Origin of the sequence: Sphingomonas faeni (assembly GCF_040407565.1) — a bacterium.
In the GTDB taxonomy this organism is placed as follows: domain Bacteria; phylum Pseudomonadota; class Alphaproteobacteria; order Sphingomonadales; family Sphingomonadaceae; genus Sphingomonas; species Sphingomonas faeni_F.
On the sequence record NZ_JAPZPR010000003.1, the window covers coordinates 166727 to 185017 of the forward strand.

The following is an 18291-nucleotide window of genomic DNA, read 5'->3' on the forward strand; positions in this document are numbered from 1 at the left end:
GGAACAGGCTTGTCAGGGGTAAACGGCACTCACGAAGAACAACCCATCGGGCGGCGCATTCAGCCCCAGCATCGCGCGATCCTTCGCCTCAAGCGCGGCCGCAACATCGCCAACCGCCCAACGGCCCATCCCGACCAGCGCCAGACACCCGACCATCGACCGCACCTGATGATGCAGGAACGATCGCGCCGCCGCATAGACAAACAACCGCTCCCCTTCGCGCACCACCTCGAGCCGGTCCAAAGTCCGCACCGGACTATCCGCCTGGCAATGCGCCGACCGAAACGTCGTGAAGTCATGCCGCCCGACCAGCGCCCCCGCCGCCTCCGCCATCGCTCCGGCATCAAGCAACTGCGGCACCTGCCAGGCCAGCCCCGCCTCGAACGTCAGCGGCGAGCGCCGGTTGACGATCCGGTACTCGTACGACCGCCCGACGCACGAAAACCGCGCATGCCAATCGTCGTCGACCACCTCGCACGCCAGTACGGACACCGGCGCGGGCTTCACCAGCGCATTCAGCCCCTCCATCAACCGAAACGCCGCGAGCGGTTTCGCGATATCGACATGCGCGCGCATCGCCATCCCGTGCACGCCCGCATCGGTCCGCCCCGCCGCCTGCACCGATGCGGTTTCGCCGGTCATCTTGAGCACGGCCGCCTCCAGCGCCGCCTGCACGCTCGGTCCATGCTTCTGCCGCTGCCAGCCCATGAACGGGCGGCCATCGAACTCCACCGTCAACGCGAACCGCGTCAAAGCTGCGTCCCCGACGGAATCGCAAACCCACGCAGCAATTCCGTGGCCGAGGTGACGCCGCGCCCCGCCCGCTGCACCAAGGTCGGCCGGATCGCCCCGTCGCCACACCCGATCGTCAGCTCGGCGTTGACCGTCAGCCCCTCGCATCCAAGAAACGAGAACGGCAGCACGTCCGCCGCGAGCACCTTCACCCGCTCGCCCGCATGCTCGAACCACGCCCCCGGCGCCGGGTTCATCGCCCGCACCAGTCGCTCGACCTCGACCGCCGACCGCTCGAAATCGATCCGCGCCTCCGCCTTGTCGATCTTGGCGGCGTAGGTAACGCCTTCCTTGGGCTGCGGCCGGGCAGGGTAGGCGTCCAGATCGCCCAGCACCTCGACCATCAACCGGGCCCCCATCGCCGACAGCTCGGACGTCAGGTCCCCCGCGGTCTTGCCGACGATCGGCGTCCGCCCCTCGAGCCGGACCGGGCCGGTATCCAGACCCGCCTCCATCTGCATGATCCCGACACCCGTCTCGGCATCGCCCGCGAGGATAGCCCGCTGCACCGGCGCCGCCCCGCGCCACCGCGGCAACAGCGATCCATGCACGTTTAGGCACCCGAACCGAGGCGCCTCCAGCACGGCGCGCGGCAGAATAAGACCATAGGCCGCGACCACCGCAACATCCGCGTCCAAGGCCGCAAACGCCTCGCGAGCTTCCAGCCCCTCCGGCAGAGACGCCTTGAACGACACCGGCGTCCGCACCTCGATCCCCAGCGCCTCCGCCCGGACCTGTACCGGCGACGGCACCAGCTCGCGCCCGCGCCGCCCCCCTGGCCGGGCAGGCTGGCAATACGCCGCCACCAATTCATGCCCCGCCGCGACGAGAGCCTCCAGCACCGGCACCGCGAAGTCCGGCGTTCCCATGAAGATGATCCGCATGCCCCTCTCGAACACGCTGGCGGGGAGCCGCGCAACCCCCTATCTGTTCCCTATGGCATCCCCCGAGATCGAGGCGCTGACGCAGGCGCTGGCCCGGCTCCCCGGCCTCGGCCCCCGGTCCGCACGTCGCGCCGTGCTGCATCTGCTCAAGAAGCGCGATGCGGCGCTGGGGCCGTTACGCGAGGCGCTGACCGCCGTCGACGAGCGGCTGGAGAACTGCAGCACCTGCGGCAACGTCGACACCACCAACCCCTGCGCGATCTGCGCCGACCCGCGCCGCGACCAGCGCTCGCTGTGCGTCGTCGAGGAAGTCGCCGACCTTTGGGCGCTCGACCGCTCGCGCCTGTTCCCCGGCCGCTTCCACGTTCTTGGCGGTCGGCTGTCCGCGCTCGAAGGCATCCGCCCCGAGGACCTCAGCATCGACAGCCTCGTCCGCCGTATCGAAGCCGGCGGCATCGACGAAGTCGTCCTCGCGATGAACGCCACGCTCGAAGGCCAGACCACCGCGCACTACATCGCTGAGCGCATCGAACGCTTCCCCGTCCGCGTCACTCAGCTCGCACATGGCCTGCCGGTCGGCGGCGAACTCGACTATCTCGACGAGGGCACGCTGGCGCAGGCGTTAAGGGCAAGGCGGCCAATGGCTTGACGGTTCAACGCGCGGAACCTAGCTGCGCAGGATGACCGTCATGACCGTTCTCGAAGTCCCCGATCCCCGCCTGCGCCTCGTCGCCGAGCCGGTGGAGACGGTCGACGACTCCACCCGCACGCTCGTCGCCGACATGATCGAGACGATGTACGACTTCAACGGCATCGGCCTCGCCGCGACCCAGGTCGGCGTCCAGCAGCGCGTCCTCGTCATCGATCTCCAGGAGGAGAAGGACGAGGACGACAAGCCGATCAAGAACCCCAAGGCGTACATCAACGCCGAGATCCTGTCGGTCAGCGACGAAGTCTCCACCTACAACGAGGGCTGCCTCTCGATCCCGGAGCAGTATGCCGAAGTCGCGCGCCCGGCGCGGTGCCGCGTGAAGTGGCTCGACGAGACCGGCGCGGCGTTCGAAGAAGACCTCGACGGGCTGCTGTCGACCTGCATGCAGCACGAGATCGACCATCTCGACGGGGTGCTGTTCATCGACCACATCAGCCGATTGAAGCGCGATATGGTGCTGAAGAAGTTGGCGAAGCAGCGCAAGCTGGGGTGAGGGGCGGGGGGTGTCCGTGCTCTCTGTGCTGAGAGTGCGTCCCTGAGAGCGCGGCTTACTCGCCCAACACGCAACCACCCCGGCGAAGGCCGGGGCCCAATTGGGGAACGTCGCCAACTGAGCGCAGTCCCTCGTTATTGAAACCTTTCCAATTGGGCCCCGGCCTCCGCCGGGGTGGTAGTATTTGAGAGGGTGCCGACTATCGGAGTTGCCACCCGCCCCATAGTTCCCCCGCGAAGGCGGGGGCCCAGGACCACGAGCGCTACCGCTTGTAACCCTGGACTCCCGCTTCCGCGGGAGAACAACATATTCCGATTGTCCTACATCAATCGTTCGACGTATGTTCCACCCATGACGTCTCCATCCCCCGCCCAAACCCGCTCGCCGGTGCGCACATTGTCCCCTGAGAAAATGCTGCGCCAGCGTCTGCACTTTGTGCACTTCCAGCTAAATTCGCGGGTGCAAAATGGCTGAGTTCGCCATCATCGCCGTCCTCGCGCTAGCCGCCGGCATCCTCCTCGGCTGGCTCCTGGCCTCCCGCCGAGCCGCCACCCTAGCCAGCGAACTCGCCGTCGCGCAGACCAAGGTCGCAGACGCCGACCTCATCCGCACCGCGCGCGACGCCGTCGAACGCGAACGCAACGCTGCGATGCAGGATCTCGCCACGCTCCGCGCGCAGAACGCCGAGCGCGCCACCGACACCGATCGCATGCGCCTCGACCTCGCAACGATCCGCACCGACCGCGACGCCGCCCGCACCGAAATCGCCACGCTCAAGGCGCAGGGCGAGGCCTTCGAAGCACGTCTGCTGGAACTCCGCGAAGCCAAGGACGTCATGGCCGCGCAGTTCGGCGACGTCGCCAACAAGTTGCTCAGCGACGCGCAGAAGACTTTCCTCGAACGCGCCGACGCCCGCTTCCGCCAGTCGGAAGAGTCCGCCGGCCTCAACCTGAAGTCGATGCTCCAACCCGTCAGCGACCGCCTGCAACGCTATGAAGAAGGCGTCGCGAAGGTCGAGGCCGAGCGCCGCGACGCATTCGGCGACCTCAAGGGGCAAATCGAACAGATGCGCCTCGGCCAGGAAAAGGTCTCGACCGAAGCCGCCAAACTCGTCAACTCTCTCCGCAACGCCCCCAAGTCGCGCGGCCGCTGGGGCGAGCAGCAGCTGAAGAACGTCCTCGAAACCTGCGGGCTCAGCGAGCACACCGACTTCCAGACCGAGGTCTCGGTCGCGGTAGGCGACGACGGCGCCCGCCTCCGCCCCGACGCAATCATCCGCGTCCCCGGCGGCCGCGCTTTGGTGATCGACGCGAAGGTTTCGCTCAACGCGTACCAGGACGCCTTCGGCGCGGTCGACGACGCCGAGCGCCTGATCGGCCTCGCTGCCCACGCGGCGTCGATGCGCGCCCACGTCAACGGCCTCGGCAACAAGGCCTATTGGAGCCAGTTTGCCGATACGCCCGACTACGTCATCATGTTCGTCCCCGGCGAACACTTCCTCTCCGCCGCGCTCGAACACGACCCGACGCTCTGGGATTTCGCGTTCGAGAAGCGCGTGCTGCTGGCAACGCCCACCAACCTGATCGCGATTGCGCGCACCGTCGCAGCAGTCTGGCGGCAAGAAAAGCTCGCTAACGAAGCACGGAAGATCGGCGAACTCGGCAAAGAGATGCACGATCGCCTTGCCAAGGTCGCGGACGACCTGCGGAAGGTCGGCGTCGGCCTCAACAGCGCGGTGAAGAACTTCAACGGCTTCACCAACTCGTTCAACGGCCGCCTGATGGTGACGGGGCGCAAGTTCCGGGATCTCAACATCGAGACCGGCGCACGCGATCTCGAAGACGTGTCTTCGGTAGACGCGCTGGCGCTAGGCGAGGGGCCCGCGCTGATCGAGAAGCCAGAAGACGCCACCACTTAATGTTCTCTCGCGAAAGCGGGAGCCCAGGATCAAGCAGTGCTGCGTTCTATTATCCTGGACCCCCGCGTTCGCGGGGGAACGGTTGGGGGCGGAGGTACTGCACCATTCCGTTATGCCGGGCTCGTTCCAGCATCCACCGTTCCGCGAGCTCAGTGGCTTGAGAGATTGCGGAACCGTGGACCTCAAAACAGGTCCGGGGTGGCGGGGAAGCAGGTAATGGGCGGTCGATGGCGTTAAAACTTCACACCGGAAACCGATCGGTACAAAATTCGTTCACCTCTCGGCAACCTTTCCCGACCCTGCGCATTAACCGGATAACACCCCCAAGAGTCACCCGGTCATGAAACACCTAGTCCCCATCCTCTGCGCCCTGATCCCCTTCGCAGCCATGATCGGCGCCTGCGTAACCTGCCCCTGACACCCGTCGCAAAAGCACAACAGAAAAGGCCCGCCCGGATCGCTCCGGGCAGGCCTTTTAGTATCGGCTAGAAGAGAAGCGAAGGGATCAACCCTGCGCCTCTTCCTCCTGGTCGCGAGGAGCTTCGGCGGTCGCGCCGGGCTCTGCGTTCGGATCGTAATCCTCGACGAAGCCAGCCTCGTCGCGCTCGAACATCGACGACATCACGTCGACGCCCGAAGCCTGCATCTCGGCCTCTTCAGGCGAGCGGGCGACGTTGACCTTGACGGCCACCGACACCTCGGGGTGCAGCGAGACCTTGACGGTGTAGACACCGATCGCCTTGATCGGCTTGTCGAGCACGATCGCCGACTTGCCGACCTTGTGACCGTCGGCCACCAGCGCATCGACCAGATCGCGAACCGCCACCGAACCGTAGAGCTGACCGGTGTTCGACGCCTGACGGATCAGGGTCACGGTCGCGTCGTTGAAGGTCTTCGCTTCGGTCTCGGCATCGCTGCGACGCGATGCGTTGTCCGATTCGATCTTCGCACGGTTCGACTCGAACACCTTGCGGTTGGCTTCGTTCGAACGAAGCGCCTTCTTGTTGGGAAGCAGGAAGTTACGTGCGTAACCGTCCTTGACCTTCACCACGTCGCCGATAGCACCAAGCTTTTCGACGCGCTCAAGCAGAATGACGTCCATGTGGGCGTGTCCTTACTTAACGATGTAGGGCAGCAAGCCCAGATGACGCGCGCGCTTGATGGCCTGGGCCAGTTCGCGCTGCTTCTTTGCGGCCACCGAAGTGATACGCGACGGGACGATCTTGCCACGCTCGGACACGAAGCCCTGCAGCAACCGGACGTCCTTATAGTCGATCCGGGGAGCGTCTTTGGCGGAGAACGGGCAGCTCTTGCGGCGGCGGAAGAATGGACGTGCCATGATTATTCAGCTCCCTCTTCGCGGTCACGACGGGGACCACGGTCCGGACGATCGCCACGATCGGGACGGCCCTCACGGCCACCTTCACGGTCGCCACGACGCTCGCGGTCACGATCCTGCTTGCGCATCATCACGGTCGGGCCCTCTTCGAGGGTGTCGACCTTGACCGTCATGTAACGGATGATGTCTTCGTTGATCTGGGTCTGGCGCTCCAGCTCTGCGATCACGCTGCCCGGGGCATCGATCTCGAGCATGACATAGTGCGCCTTGCGGTTCTTGGCGATCTTGTACGCCAGCGAACGCAGGCCCCAGTTCTCGGTCTTTACGACCCGACCTTCGTTGTCGTTCACGATCTTGGTGGCGATTTCCGCCAGTGCGTCCACCTGCGCTTGTGCCAGATCCTGGCGCGCAAGGAACACGTGCTCGTAAAGAGCCATGTCTTGTCCTTCGTCTTGGCCGATCGCTGATACACGCCCCATGCGTGCACCCCTCCGGCTGTCGTCTTAGAAAACGGCGTCTAGAATGCAAACAGGGGCGAGAGACGCGAATCTCTCACCCCGGTTGCAGAGGGCCTTACCCGTTTATCGGGAAAAGGCAAGGTGTTCAGGTTTACCGGCCCGTTTACCGGAACGCGCCGCCACGAACCTGGACCACATTGCCGCGACCGTCGATCAGGATCGCGTCGCGACCCGAGCGGACCCACTGATGCGCGCGGGGCGGGGGTGCGAGGCGATAGTTGCGGTACGTCGTGATCACCCGGTAGTTCTGAGCCTGGCGACGATCGAAGCGCTGGCCGGTGCGCCAGTTGCGATACTGCGGCGTGCGGACGACAGTGCGCTTGGTGACGACGGTGCGGCCGTTGTTATCGTTGTGGCGCACGGTGGTGACTTCGCGACGCTGCTGCGCTTCGGCAGGCGCTGCGGCGAGCAGTGGGCTGGCGACGAGGGTAGCGGCAAGTGCGCTGAGGATGAACGTCTTCATGATAATCTCCCGTTTGAAACACGGCGCCGTTGCTGCGGCGTCCTCCATAATCTGGGAGCCGATTGTCGCAGGCGATTGTCGCAAGGCCGGCGAAATGGTCGCATATTGTCGCAAGGCCGCAAGGTTCGTTCAGGTTGCAACTCGACGCGCACCTTTATAGGCCCCGCGCTCAAACGAAGACCCAACACAGAGGAGAGGCCATGCGCGCGTTCATCTTCCCCGGCCAGGGGAGCCAGTCTGTCGGCATGGGCAAGGCGCTCGCCGACGCCAGTGCCACCGCCCGCGAGGTCTTCGCCGAAGTCAACGAGGCGCTCGGCCAGCACCTGTTCCGCCTGATGAGCGAAGGTCCGGCGGACGACCTGCTCCTCACCGAGAACGCCCAGCCCGCGATCATGGCGAACGCGATCGCCACCTTGCGCGTCGCCGAGAAGGAAGGCGGCATCCGCCTCGCCGACAAGGCGGACTATGTCGCCGGCCATAGCCTAGGCGAATATACCGCCTTGTGCGCAGCCGGTGCGCTCGACCTGTCGACCACCGCGCGCCTGTTGAAGCTTCGCGGCCGCGCCATGCAGGCGGCGGTACCGGTAGGCGAGGGGGCAATGGCCGCATTGCTCGGCACCGACCTCGAAAAGGCGCAGGTCATCGCCGGCGCCGCGGTCGACGCGATCCTCGCGGAGGGCGGCCCCGAGATGATCTGCACCGTCGCCAACGACAACGACCCGTCGCAGGTCGTCATCTCCGGCCACCGCCTCGCCATCGAAAAGGCGATCGCGCTGGCCAAGGACCTCGGCGCCAAGCGCGCGGTATTGTTGCCCGTCTCCGCGCCTTTCCACTGCCCGTTGATGCAACCCGCCGCCGAAGCGATGGAAGCTGCCCTCCTGGATGCCGACCTCCGCGCGCCCCTCGTTCCCGTCTTCGCCAACGTAGATGCCACCGCAGTCGCCGACCCAGGCGCAATCCGTCACCTGTTGGTCCAGCAGGTCACCGGCATGGTCCGATGGCGCGAATCGGTGTTGGCTATGCATGCGGCGGGCGTCGAACATTTCGTCGAATTCGGTGGCAAGGTGCTCAGCCCGATGGTCAAGCGCATCGCCCCCGACGCCGAAACTACGAGCGTCATCACGATGGACGACATTGAGGAATTCGTGAAGAAGATGTGATTCACGCGAAGGCGCAAAGGCGCGAAGATGATGGATCTTGAGGCTGCCGCTTCCGACGTCATTGATGTGTCGCTTCGCCTTCACCGGAAGCTTGGGCCCGGATTGCTTGAAAGCGTCTACGAGACTGTGTTGGCGAGCAAGCTCGCCAGCCTGGGATATGAGGTCGAGCGGCAGCGATCAGTATCGATCGATTTCGAGGGACTGCACTTCGACGCTGCGTTCCGCATCGATCTCATTGTCGGCAATCGGTTGCTCGTCGAAATTAAATCGGTCGAGCAGCTGAATGCCGCTCACGCAAAGCAACTGCTGACTTATCTGCGACTAACCAAACAGCCATTGGGGCTGCTGATCAACTTCGGAGGCGAGACGCTGAAGGAGGGGCTCCGTCGGATCGTCAACGGCTACACCCCCTTCGCGCCATCGCGCCTTCGCGTGAACAAAATCTGATGGAGACCAAAATGTTCGACCTCACAGGCATGACCGCTCTCGTCACCGGGGCATCCGGCGGGATCGGGTCCGAGATCGCCAAGGCACTCGCCGCCCAAGGCGCGCGCCTAGCCGTATCCGGCTCCAACGCCGACAAGCTCGAAGCCTTCCGCGCCAGCCTCGGTGGTGACCACGTCGCGCTCCCCTGCAACCTGTCCGATGGCGCCGCGGTGGATGCGCTCGTTCCCCAGGCCGTGGAAAAGCTCGGCAAGCTCGACATCCTTGTCAACAACGCCGGCGTCACCCGCGACAATCTCGCGATGCGGATGAAGGACGACGAGTGGGACAGCGTCATCCGCGTCAATCTCGAAGCCGCGTTCCGCCTCATGCGCGCCGCCGCCAAGCCGATGATGAAGGCACGCTTCGGCCGGATGATCTCGGTCACGTCGATCGTCGGCGTCACCGGCAATCCCGGTCAGGCCAACTACGCCGCGTCGAAGGCCGGCCTGATCGGCATGTCGAAATCGATGGCGCAGGAACTCGCCAGCCGCGGCATCACCGTCAACTGCGTCGCGCCCGGTTTCATCACCTCGCCGATGACCGACGCGCTGCCCGACGCGCAGAAGACCGCGCTCACCGCGAAGATTCCGGCCGGTCGCCTCGGCGAAGGCGCAGACATCGGCGCGGCGATCGTGTACCTCGCTAGCCGTGAAGCCGGCTACGTCACGGGACAAACCGTGCACGTGAACGGCGGGATGGCGATGATCTGAACTTGCGCGCTGAACTGCCGCGTTCTAGGTGCGTTCAGGAAATACCGAAAACCCCCAGATTTGAAGAGGGAACTACCATGAGCGAGACAGCTGACCGCGTGAAGAAGATCGTCGTCGAGCATCTCGGCGTCGAAGCCGACAAGGTGACCGAGGACGCGAGCTTCATCGACGACCTGGGCGCAGACAGCCTCGACATCGTCGAACTCGTCATGGCGTTCGAGGAAGAATTCGGTGTCGAGATCCCCGATGATGCCGCCGAGAAGATCGCGACCGTCAAGGACGCGATCACCTATATCGACGAGCACAAGGCCTGATCAGGGTCTAGGGTTCAAACCTTTGGACCTGCCCTGAAGGGTGTGATTTGAGCGGCTCCCCGTCCTTGGGCAAAGAGGGCGGGGAGCCGTTTCGTTTTGAGAGCAGACGGAGTTTGAAGCCATGCGGCGTGTCGTCGTAACCGGGCTAGGCCTGGTCACCCCCCTTGGGGCGGATGTTGAAACGGCCTGGGCGAATATCCTCGCCGGCAAATCAGGTGCGGGCCCGATCACGCGCTTCGACGCGTCGGATCAGGTGTGCCGCATCGCTTGCGAGGTGAAACCGGCCGACCACGAATATGGCTTCGACCCCGGCAAGCGGGTGGATCACAAGGTCCAGCGCCAGGTCGATCCGTTCATCATCTACGGCATCGACGCCGCTGGCCAGGCTCTGGAAGACGCCGGGCTGACCGAAATGACGCTTGAAGAGAGCTGGCGTGCCGGCGTCTCGATCGGCTCGGGCATCGGCGGCCTGCCGGGTATCGAGAGCGAATCGATCGTGCTCCACACCAAGGGCCCGCGCCGTGTCTCGCCGCACTTCGTCCATGGTCGTCTGATCAACCTGATCTCAGGTCAGGTCTCGATCAAATACGGCCTGCGCGGTCCGAATCACGCGGTCGTCACCGCCTGCTCGACCGGCGCGCACGCGATTGGCGATGCAGCGCGGATGATCGCGATGGACGACGCCGACGTGATGCTCGCGGGCGGCGCGGAGGGTACCGTCTGCCCGCTCGGCATCGCCGGGTTCGCACAGGCCCGCGCGCTGTCGACCAACTTCAACGACTCGCCCGAGAAGGCCTCGCGTCCGTACGACAAGGACCGCGACGGCTTCGTGATGGGCGAGGGCGCAGGTGTGCTGGTGCTCGAGGAGTATGAGCACGCGAAGGCACGCGGCGCGAAGATGTATGCCGAGGTGATCGGCTACGGTCTGTCGGGCGACGCGTACCATGTGACCGCGCCGCATCCGGAAGGCGACGGCGCGTTCCGCTCGATGCAGATGGCGATTCGGAAGTCGGGCCTCGCGCTCGAGGACATCGACTACATCAACGCGCACGGCACCTCGACTCCGCTTGGCGACGAGCTTGAGCTGGGCGCGGTGCGTCGCCTGTTCGGCGATGCGATCTCGGGTCTGTCGATGTCGTCGACCAAGTCGGCGATCGGCCATCTGCTTGGTGGTGCCGGTGCGGTCGAGAGCATCTTCTGCATCCTCGCGCTGCGCGACCAGATCGTCCCGCCGACGCTGAACCTCGACAATCCGAGCGACAGCTGCGTGGGGGTCGATCTCGTCCCGCACGTGGCCAAGAAGCGTGAAGTCCGCGCGGTGCTGAACAACTCGTTCGGCTTCGGCGGAACGAATGCGTCGCTGGTGATGACGAAGGTCCAGTAATCCTGTTCCCCCGCGAAGGGTAACCCATCGAAGTAATACTTCGATGGGGCCCAAGGCGGGGCCCAGACTGGGTCCCCGCCTTCGCGGGGATCCAAGGAGTACCAATGCGTAAGGTCGGTTGTCTCGGATTGATCATCGGCTTGGCGGCAGTCGTAGCGCTGTTCCTCGTCGTCCAGGGCTGGGGCGGCGCCGGTCCAGCGCCCCGCACGCTGACCGTGCAGATCGGAGAAGGCAGCACGCTGGCCGGTGCTGCCAGCGAACTCGAAAAGGCCGGCGCGATCCCCTCGGCCCGCCGCTTCCGTTTGTATGCACGCGTGTTCGGCTCGGGCGACCCGATCAAGGCCGGTGAATACCGCATCGCGCCACACACCAGCCAGTCCGACATTCTCAAGCTGATGCAAGGCGGCAAGGTCGTCCAGCGCCTCGTCGTCGTCCCCGAAGGCTACCCCTCGGTCCTCGTCCACGACGCGCTGATGAAAGCCGACGGCCTGACCGGCACCGTGCCGGTTCCGGCGGAAGGCTCGATCCTCCCCGACAGCTACGCCTTCCAGGCCGGCGACACCCGCGCCTCGGTCGTCATGCGGATGCAGGCGGCGATGAAGACCTACCTCGCCACCGCCTGGGCTGCGCGCCAGCCCGGCATCGCGGTGACGACGCCCGAACAGGCGATCATCCTCGCCTCGATCGTCGAGAAGGAAACCGGCAAGCCGTCCGAACGCCGCACCGTCGCCGCGGTGTACGGCAACCGCCTGCGGGGCGGCATGCCGCTCCAGGCCGACCCTACCGTGATCTACCCGATTACCAAGGGCCGCCCGCTGGGCCGACGCATCCTGCGGTCGGAACTGCATGCGAAGAACGGCTACAACACCTATGCCGAAGCCGGCCTGCCGGTCGGCCCGATCGCCAATCCCGGCCGCGCCTCGATCGACGCAGTGCTCGACCCGGCGCAGACCCAGGCGCTGTATTTCGTCGCGGATGGGACCGGCGGCCACGTGTTCGCGAACACGCTGGCCGAACACAACGCCAACGTGAAGAAATGGTACGCGATCCGCAAAGCCCGCGGCGAGATGTAATCCTCCCCGGAACGGGGAGGGGGACCATCCGCAGGATGGTGGAGGGGGCTTACCGCGAGCGTACCAGCAGCGGCGACTACGGCAGGCGGTACGCTCTTGGCGCTCCCCCTCCACCCCGCCGCTACGCGTCGCGGTCCCCCTCCCCGTACCGGGGAGGATTTACCCCCGCAACGCGTTGGCCGCGCGTGCCTTGATCTCGATCTCGGCCATCGTCCCGCCGGTCACCCAGCTCCCGCCGACGCAGAGCACCGGCTTGAACGCCAGCCAGTCGGGCGCGCTCGCCTCGGTGATGCCGCCGGTCGGGCAGAAGCTGCACTGATAGAACGGCGCGGCCAGAGCCTTGAGCGCCTTCAACCCGCCATTCGCTTCGGCCGGAAAGAACTTGAAGTGCGTCAGCCCCAGGTCGAGCCCGGTCATGATGTCCGCCGCGTTGGCGATCCCCGGCAGGAACGGAACGCCGCTCTCGATGATCGGCGTGGCAAGGCGTTCGGTCAGCCCCGGCGAGACGATGAATTCCGCGCCAGCGTCCCGGACCCGCGCGAACTGCTGGGTGTTGACGACGGTACCCGCGCCGACGATCGCGCCCGGCACCTTCTTCATCTCGGCGATCGCCTCGAGCGCGGCGCCGGTGCGCAACGTCACCTCGAGCACGCGCAAGCCACCTGCGACCAGCGCCTCGGCGAGCGGACGTGCGAGCGCCGCATCCTCGATCACCAGCACCGGGATGACGGCGCTGGTCTGCATGATGTCTGCGATGGTGACGGTCGAGTTGGCGGTCATTGGGTGTGTTCCTGTGCGAAGGCGGCCGCGGCGCCGAACAGGCCGGGCTGGGGATGGGTGATGAGCTTGACGGGCATCGCCGCCATCATGCCCTGGAAGCGGCCCTTGGCGACGAAGCGCTGGTCGAAGCCCGAGCGGATCAGGCGATCCTTGATCCGGAAGCCGAGACCGCCCGCGATCACGACCGCCTTGGCGCCCTGTGCGAGCGCCAGATCGCCCGCGACCGCACCGAGCGCGAGGCAGAACCGGTCGAGCGCGGCCAGCGCGATCGAATCGGTGCCGTCGATCGCCTCGGTCCAGATCGTCTTGTCGTCATGGCTGGGAACCGCGCGGCCCTCCAGCGCGGCAAGCGTCTCGTAGATCGCGACGATGCCGGGGCCGGCAACGACGCGCTCGGCGGAGACGCGCGTGAACGTCTTGCGCAGGCGGCTCAGCAACGCATCCTCGATCCCATCGAGCGGGGCGAAGTCCATGTGGCCACCCTCGGTCTCCAGGACCTGGTAGCCGTTCCTTCGCCGCAGCAGCTGCGCGACGCCGAGCCCGGTGCCGGGGCCACAGATCGTCGTGATGCCCTCGGAGGGCAGCGGCGTATCGGGCCCGCAGAGATGGATGAAATCGCTGCTCGGCACCTGCGCGACGGCATGACCGACCGCGCCGAAATCGTTGACGACCACCCACTGGTCGGCCTTCAGACGCTCGGTGATCAGCGACTTGCGGATGATCCACGGGTTGTTGGTCAGCCGGATGACGTCGTTGGCGACCGGCGACGCGACCGCGATCGCCAGTGCACGGGGGAGGGGGCGGCCGAGCCCTGCCTCGAACGCCTGATACGCGGTCTGCAGCGACGCGTGGTCCGCAGTCTTCAGCGTCGCCGGCTCACCGAGCGACACGACGCGGCCATTCTCGACCTCGGCGATCGCGAAGCGCGCATGCGTCCCGCCGATATCTGCCGCTACGATTTCCATGTCATCCTCCGTCTATTATTATTGTCCCCCCGTCATCCCAGCGAAAGCTGGGATCTCAGGCCGCATAGTCCGTCCCCGTGGTGCGAGGTCCCGGCTTTCGCCGGGATGACGGGGTGTGGCCGAGGTGACGGCGGCGTGTGTGACGTTCTAAAGCCCAGCGCCCGCCAGCATCGCCGACGCACCCTTCTCGGCCTCGTCGGCCAGCCCGCGGAACATCCCGAACAGCTCGCGACCCATGCCGCTCACTGGCGGCGGTACCGCGACCATCTCGCGCGTTGCCCACACGTCGGCATCGACCAGTGCCTCGAGCGTGCCATTCACAGCGTCCACCCGGATCATGTCGCCATCGCGGATCAACCCGATCGCGCCGTCGAGCAGCGCCTCGGGCGAGCAATGGATCGCGCACGGCACCTTGCCACTTGCCCCCGACATCCGCCCGTCGGTGACCAGAGCCACCTTGAACCCACGATTCTGCAAAACGCCCAACGGTGGCGTCAGCTTGTGCAGCTCCGGCATCCCGTTCGCGCGCGGCCCTTGGAAGCGGACGACGACAACGACGTCCTTCTCCAGCTCGCCCCGCTTGAACGCCTCGATCACGTCGAGCTGGTCGTCGAACACCATCGCAGGCGCCTCGACGATCCAGCGTTCGCGCTCGACCGCCGACACCTTGATGCACGCACGGCCGATATTGCCCGCGAGGATCCGCATCCCGCCATCCGGCGAGAACGGCGCCGTCGCAGGACGCAGGATCGTCTCGTCGCCGCTATCAGGCGTATCGCGCCAGCCGAGCGTGTCGCCCTCGACGACCGCGGTCTTCGCATAGGCCGACAGGTCGTCGCCACCGATCGTCATGATGTCGCCGTGCAACAACCCTTCGCCGAGCAACTCGCGGATCACATAGGGCATGCCCCCGGCAGCCTCGAACGCGTTCACGTCGGCCGAGCCGTTGGGATACACCCGCGCGATCAGCGGCACCGCGCAGGAGAGGCGGTCGAAATCCTCCCAGTCGATGATGATCCCCGCCGCGCGAGCAATCGCCGGCACATGGAGCAGATGGTTGGTCGAGCCCCCCGTCGCGAGCAGGCCGACCGCGGCGTTCACGATCGCCTTCTCGTCGACGCAATGCCCGAGCGGCCGGTACGAATCGCCGCGCGCGCCGATCTTCGCCAGCCGGTGCACCGCCGCCCGCGTCAGTTCCTGGCGCAGCTTGGTGCCCGGATTGACGAACGCCGCACCCGGCATGTGGAGGCCCATCACCTCCATCATCATCTGGTTGGTGTTCGCGGTGCCGTAGAAGGTGCACGTGCCCTTCGAATGATAGGCGCCGATCTCGGCTTCGAGCAGCTCGTCACGCCCGACCAGCCCCTCGGCGAATTTCTCGCGGACCGCCGCCTTCGCCTTGTTGGGCAAGCCGGTCGGCATCGGACCGCCGGGGATCAGCACCATCGGCAGATGCCCAAAGCGCAGCGCGCCCATCAGCAGCCCAGGGACGATCTTGTCGCAGATGCCGAGCAAAGCCGCACCTTCGAAGGTGCCGTGCGACAAGGCAATCGCGGTGCTCAGCGCGATCGTATCGCGGCTGAACAGCGACAGCTCCATGCCTGGATAGCCCTGCGTCACGCCGTCACACATCGCCGGCACGCCGCCCGCGACCTGCGCCGTCGCCCCCGCTTCGCGCGCCCAGATCTTCATCAGTTCCGGGTAGCGATAATAGACCGCGTGGGCCGACAGCATGTCGTTATATGCGGTGACGATGCCGATGTTCATGCCGGCATCGGCCTTCATCGCGTCGCGGTCTTCTTCGGTCCCGGCATAGGCGTGCGCGAGGTTCGCGCAGCCAAGACCGGGACGTCGGACCTGCGCTGCGGCCTCGCGTTCGATCAGCGCGAGATAGGCGGCGCGGCTCTCGCGAGACCGCTCGATGATCCGGTCGGTAACCGCGGAGACGACGGCGTTCAGCATCGTCACGGTGCCCAGTGCACGTCGACCGGCAGCTCGACCTCAGCCAGCACGCGGCCGATCGGATAGGACGACGACGGCCCCTGTTCGATCGCCTGCTCGAGGACCTTCTTCTTCGCGTCGCCGGTGATCATGATCATCAGCGCCTTCGACGAAGCGATCGCCGCCGCCGAGAGCGTGACGCGCGCCAGCGGAGCCTCGGGCGGCAGCGGATCGGGCATCACGCCGAGCGCGCGGCGTTCCTTCGGACCGCTCAGCGCCTCGTCGTAATCGGGGCCGGGGAAGATCGACGCGGTATGTCCGTCGCCGCCCATGCCGAGCAGGCAGAAGTCGAGCGGCCAGTGCAGGTCCTGCATCAGCGCATCCGCCGAGCGCCCGGCAGCCTTGTAGTCCGACATCGCCTCGGGAACGATCGGCTTCACGCGCGCGCCCTTGGGGAGGAAGATCTTCGCCAGCGCAGTGACGTTCGACAGCGGATCGCCGAGCTTCACGATCCGTTCGTCGCCGGGAATGATCGTGACCTTCTTCCAGTCGAGCTTTGCCTGGGCGAGCTTCTCATACGCGGCGAACGGCGTCTTGCCGCCCGCCAGCGCGATCACCGCCGACCCGCGCGCGTCGAGTGCGCTCTCGATGACGAACTGGATATCGCCTGCGACCGCGTTGGCGAGCTCGCCCGCGTCGTCATATTCCCACCATTCGATTTCGGTCATTCGATCTTTCCTTGAAAACTTTTCCGTTCGTCCTGAGCGAAGTCGAAGGACATTACCCCAAACGGGCGGACCCTTCGACTTCGCTCAGGGCGAACGGGCAGGGGATATTATTCCCCCTCTGAAACTCAGTCGTCCTGCCAGGTCACGCCGTCGCGCTCGGTCAGCGCGATCGCCGCCGACGGACCCCAGCTACCCGAGGCATAGCTCTTGGGCTTCATCGCGTTGGCCTTCCAGCCCTCGCGGATCGCGTCGATCCAGGTCCACTGCGCCTCGACCTCGTCACGCCGCACGAACAGCGTCTGGTCGCCCTCGATCAGGTCGAGCAGCAGCCGCTCATACGCGATCCGCCGACGCGACCCTGCGAACTCGGCATCCATGCTGAGGTTCAGCGGCACTTCGCGCAGGCGGACGCCCTCGCGGTCGAGACCCGGCTCCTTCGCCATCACCAGCAGCTGAATATACTCCTCCGGCTGAAGGCGGATGATCAGCATGTTAGGCTGGAGCAACCCGCCACGCCCGGCGAACATCGAATGCGGCACCGCCTTGAACTGGATCGCGATCTCGCTGCGACGCGTCGCCATGCGCTTGCCGGTGCGCAGGTAGAACGGCACGCCCTGCCAGCGCCAGTTGTCGACATGCGCCTTGATCGCGACGAACGTCTCGGTCGTCGAAGGCTGACCGAGTTCGTCGGAGTAGCTCTTGACGAACTTCCCCTTTACCGCGCCTTCGCCGTACTGGCCGGTGACGGTAACGTGCGGCACTTCCTCGGGCTTGATCAGTCGCAACGAGCGGAAAACCTTCGACTTCTCGTCGCGGACGTCGGTGCCCTCGAAGCGCGCAGGCGGCTCCATGGCGATCAGCGCGAGCAGCTGGAGCATGTGGTTGGCGACCATGTCGCGCAACGCACCCGCGGTCTCGTAATAGCCTGCCCGCTCTTCCAGCCCGACCGTCTCGGAGATCGTGATCTGGACGTTGTCGATCCCCTGCGCATTCCACACCGGCTCGAAGAACGAGTTGCCGAAGCGCAGCGCGAGGATGTTCTGGACGGTTTCCTTGCCGAGATAATGATCGATCCGGTAGGTCCGGTCCTCGGGGAAAGCCTTCGCCACCGCATCGTTGATCTCGCGGCTCGTCTCCAGGTCGTAACCGAGCGGCTTCTCGAGGCCGACGCGGACTGTCTCGCCAGCAAGCCCGACCTTGTGCAGCCCCTCGATCGCCGATTCGAACAGCGACGGCGCGGTCGACAGGTAGATCGCCAGACCGCCGGAGATATCGCCGATCTTGTCCGCCAGCGGCTGGAAGCTCGCAGGGTCCGACAGGTCGGTCGGCTGATAGAAGATCCGGTCGAGGAACGTCCCGATCGCGCCTTCGTCCTTCCGATCCTCGGGCAGGAACTCGTCGAGCGCCTTCTTGGCGAACTTGCGGTAATCCTTGTCGTCATGCTCGTGACGCGCGGCGCCGGTGATCGTCAGTTCCTCGGGCAGCAGACCATCGGCGTGCAGGCCATAGAGCGACGGCAGCAGCATGCGCTGTGCGAGATCGCCGGTCGCGCCGAACAGGAGCAGCTTGGCTACGGGATTACGGTGCATGGAAGCTCCTGGATGTGGCGATGAACCGGGCGGAAAACGCCG

At 65.7% G+C, this 18291-nt stretch carries 20 protein-coding genes; 9 read left to right on the plus strand and 11 right to left on the minus strand.

Annotated elements, in window-relative coordinates; all coding sequences use genetic code 11:
* Nucleotides 1-12: 12 nt before the first annotated feature.
* The gene (gene truA, locus O6Y00_RS07510; RefSeq protein WP_353441983.1) at nt 13-753 is read right to left on the minus strand and encodes a tRNA pseudouridine(38-40) synthase TruA; all 741 of its coding nucleotides are present in this window, start codon (nt 751-753) and stop codon (nt 13-15) included.
* A complete protein-coding gene (gene fmt, locus O6Y00_RS07515; protein WP_353441984.1) occupies nt 750-1676 on the minus strand; it encodes a methionyl-tRNA formyltransferase in 927 nt (308 codons plus the stop codon). The genes truA and fmt overlap by 4 nt, the downstream gene beginning before the upstream one ends.
* Nucleotides 1677-1728: 52 nt before the next feature.
* On the opposite strand from fmt, the gene recR reads away from it, so the two are divergent.
* The 3 genes from recR (at nt 1729) to rmuC (ending at nt 4799) form a co-directional block, all read left to right on the plus strand.
* Entirely contained in the window at nt 1729-2325 is a 597-nt protein-coding gene (gene recR / locus O6Y00_RS07520; protein WP_056052820.1) for a recombination mediator RecR, read from the plus strand.
* Between the two features lie 31 nt (nt 2326-2356).
* Nucleotides 2357-2881 carry a peptide deformylase gene (def, locus tag O6Y00_RS07525; protein ID WP_353441985.1) on the plus strand — a complete coding sequence of 175 codons (525 nt, stop codon included), beginning with the start codon at nt 2357-2359 and terminating at the stop codon, nt 2879-2881.
* 466 nt (nt 2882-3347) lie between these two features.
* The gene (gene rmuC / locus O6Y00_RS07530; RefSeq protein WP_353441986.1) at nt 3348-4799 is read left to right on the plus strand and encodes a DNA recombination protein RmuC; all 1452 of its coding nucleotides are present in this window, start codon (nt 3348-3350) and stop codon (nt 4797-4799) included.
* Between the two features lie 505 nt (nt 4800-5304).
* Here the strand turns inward: rmuC and rplI are convergent.
* From rplI to O6Y00_RS07550, 4 genes are all read right to left on the minus strand, one after another.
* Entirely contained in the window at nt 5305-5901 is a 597-nt protein-coding gene (rplI, locus tag O6Y00_RS07535) for a 50S ribosomal protein L9 (RefSeq protein ID WP_056050886.1), read from the minus strand.
* Nucleotides 5902-5913: 12 nt separating this feature from the next.
* On the minus strand, nt 5914-6138 hold the full coding sequence (rpsR, locus tag O6Y00_RS07540; RefSeq protein WP_031393978.1) for a 30S ribosomal protein S18: 225 nt from the start codon (nt 6136-6138) through the stop codon (nt 5914-5916).
* Between the two features lie 2 nt (nt 6139-6140).
* Nucleotides 6141-6575: a 30S ribosomal protein S6 gene (gene rpsF / locus O6Y00_RS07545; RefSeq protein ID WP_056050884.1), complete on the minus strand. Its 435-nt coding sequence runs from the start codon at nt 6573-6575 to the stop codon at nt 6141-6143.
* 184 nt (nt 6576-6759) lie between these two features.
* Complete coding sequence (locus O6Y00_RS07550; RefSeq protein WP_353441987.1) at nt 6760-7119, minus strand: RcnB family protein; 360 nt, start codon at nt 7117-7119, stop codon at nt 6760-6762.
* Nucleotides 7120-7319: 200 nt separating this feature from the next.
* On the opposite strand from O6Y00_RS07550, the gene fabD reads away from it, so the two are divergent.
* The 6 genes from fabD to mltG all read left to right on the plus strand — a co-directional run bounded on the left by fabD (nt 7320) and on the right by mltG (nt 12246).
* Nucleotides 7320-8279 (plus strand): ACP S-malonyltransferase, encoded by a 960-nt coding sequence (fabD, locus tag O6Y00_RS07555; RefSeq protein WP_353441988.1) that lies wholly within the window; start codon nt 7320-7322, stop codon nt 8277-8279.
* 27 nt (nt 8280-8306) lie between these two features.
* A complete protein-coding gene (locus O6Y00_RS07560) occupies nt 8307-8726 on the plus strand; it encodes a GxxExxY protein (RefSeq protein WP_353441989.1) in 420 nt (139 codons plus the stop codon).
* An 11-nt stretch (nt 8727-8737) separates the two neighbouring features.
* On the plus strand, nt 8738-9475 hold the full coding sequence (gene fabG / locus O6Y00_RS07565) for a 3-oxoacyl-[acyl-carrier-protein] reductase (protein ID WP_353441990.1): 738 nt from the start codon (nt 8738-8740) through the stop codon (nt 9473-9475).
* Nucleotides 9476-9552: 77 nt separating this feature from the next.
* On the plus strand, nt 9553-9789 hold the full coding sequence (locus tag O6Y00_RS07570; protein WP_031393971.1) for an acyl carrier protein: 237 nt from the start codon (nt 9553-9555) through the stop codon (nt 9787-9789).
* A 121-nt stretch (nt 9790-9910) separates the two neighbouring features.
* Entirely contained in the window at nt 9911-11173 is a 1263-nt protein-coding gene (fabF, locus tag O6Y00_RS07575) for a beta-ketoacyl-ACP synthase II (protein WP_353441991.1), read from the plus strand.
* A gap of 104 nt (nt 11174-11277) precedes the next feature.
* Nucleotides 11278-12246, plus strand: coding sequence for an endolytic transglycosylase MltG (mltG, locus tag O6Y00_RS07580; RefSeq protein WP_353441992.1), 969 nt, complete (start codon nt 11278-11280; stop codon nt 12244-12246).
* A 159-nt stretch (nt 12247-12405) separates the two neighbouring features.
* On the opposite strand, the gene eda is transcribed toward mltG, so the two are convergent.
* From eda to zwf, 5 genes are all read right to left on the minus strand, one after another.
* Entirely contained in the window at nt 12406-13026 is a 621-nt protein-coding gene (eda, locus tag O6Y00_RS07585) for a bifunctional 4-hydroxy-2-oxoglutarate aldolase/2-dehydro-3-deoxy-phosphogluconate aldolase (protein WP_353441993.1), read from the minus strand.
* Nucleotides 13023-13991 carry a glucokinase gene (gene glk / locus O6Y00_RS07590; protein WP_332755289.1) on the minus strand — a complete coding sequence of 323 codons (969 nt, stop codon included), beginning with the start codon at nt 13989-13991 and terminating at the stop codon, nt 13023-13025. Before glk ends, eda begins: the two co-directional genes overlap by 4 nt.
* 147 nt (nt 13992-14138) lie before the next feature.
* Nucleotides 14139-15953, minus strand: coding sequence for a phosphogluconate dehydratase (edd, locus tag O6Y00_RS07595; RefSeq protein ID WP_353441994.1), 1815 nt, complete (start codon nt 15951-15953; stop codon nt 14139-14141).
* Nucleotides 15954-15955: 2 nt separating this feature from the next.
* Nucleotides 15956-16660 (minus strand): 6-phosphogluconolactonase, encoded by a 705-nt coding sequence (gene pgl / locus O6Y00_RS07600; protein WP_056062623.1) that lies wholly within the window; start codon nt 16658-16660, stop codon nt 15956-15958.
* 125 nt (nt 16661-16785) lie between these two features.
* Nucleotides 16786-18249, minus strand: coding sequence for a glucose-6-phosphate dehydrogenase (gene zwf / locus O6Y00_RS07605; RefSeq protein WP_353441995.1), 1464 nt, complete (start codon nt 18247-18249; stop codon nt 16786-16788).
* Nucleotides 18250-18291: the final 42 nt, after the last annotated feature.

Bases quoted from the DNA above. Each gene is read 5' to 3' on its own strand.
- fmt (WP_353441984.1), bottom strand. From the start codon at position 1,676: ATGCGGATCATCTTCATGGGAACGCCGGACTTCGCGGTGCCGGTGCTG.
- recR (WP_056052820.1), top strand. From the start codon at position 1,729: ATGGCATCCCCCGAGATCGAGGCGCTGACGCAGGCGCTGGCCCGGCTC.
- def (WP_353441985.1), top strand. From the start codon at position 2,357: ATGACCGTCATGACCGTTCTCGAAGTCCCCGATCCCCGCCTGCGCCTC.
- rmuC (WP_353441986.1), top strand. From the start codon at position 3,348: ATGGCTGAGTTCGCCATCATCGCCGTCCTCGCGCTAGCCGCCGGCATC.
- rplI (WP_056050886.1), bottom strand. From the start codon at position 5,901: ATGGACGTCATTCTGCTTGAGCGCGTCGAAAAGCTTGGTGCTATCGGC.
- rpsR (WP_031393978.1), bottom strand. From the start codon at position 6,138: ATGGCACGTCCATTCTTCCGCCGCCGCAAGAGCTGCCCGTTCTCCGCC.
- rpsF (WP_056050884.1), bottom strand. From the start codon at position 6,575: ATGGCTCTTTACGAGCACGTGTTCCTTGCGCGCCAGGATCTGGCACAA.
- O6Y00_RS07550 (WP_353441987.1), bottom strand. From the start codon at position 7,119: ATGAAGACGTTCATCCTCAGCGCACTTGCCGCTACCCTCGTCGCCAGC.
- fabD (WP_353441988.1), top strand. From the start codon at position 7,320: ATGCGCGCGTTCATCTTCCCCGGCCAGGGGAGCCAGTCTGTCGGCATG.
- O6Y00_RS07560 (WP_353441989.1), top strand. From the start codon at position 8,307: ATGATGGATCTTGAGGCTGCCGCTTCCGACGTCATTGATGTGTCGCTT.
- fabG (WP_353441990.1), top strand. From the start codon at position 8,738: ATGTTCGACCTCACAGGCATGACCGCTCTCGTCACCGGGGCATCCGGC.
- O6Y00_RS07570 (WP_031393971.1), top strand. From the start codon at position 9,553: ATGAGCGAGACAGCTGACCGCGTGAAGAAGATCGTCGTCGAGCATCTC.
- fabF (WP_353441991.1), top strand. From the start codon at position 9,911: ATGCGGCGTGTCGTCGTAACCGGGCTAGGCCTGGTCACCCCCCTTGGG.
- mltG (WP_353441992.1), top strand. From the start codon at position 11,278: ATGCGTAAGGTCGGTTGTCTCGGATTGATCATCGGCTTGGCGGCAGTC.
- eda (WP_353441993.1), bottom strand. From the start codon at position 13,026: ATGACCGCCAACTCGACCGTCACCATCGCAGACATCATGCAGACCAGC.
- glk (WP_332755289.1), bottom strand. From the start codon at position 13,991: ATGGAAATCGTAGCGGCAGATATCGGCGGGACGCATGCGCGCTTCGCG.
- edd (WP_353441994.1), bottom strand. From the start codon at position 15,953: ATGCTGAACGCCGTCGTCTCCGCGGTTACCGACCGGATCATCGAGCGG.
- pgl (WP_056062623.1), bottom strand. From the start codon at position 16,660: ATGACCGAAATCGAATGGTGGGAATATGACGACGCGGGCGAGCTCGCC.
- zwf (WP_353441995.1), bottom strand. From the start codon at position 18,249: ATGCACCGTAATCCCGTAGCCAAGCTGCTCCTGTTCGGCGCGACCGGC.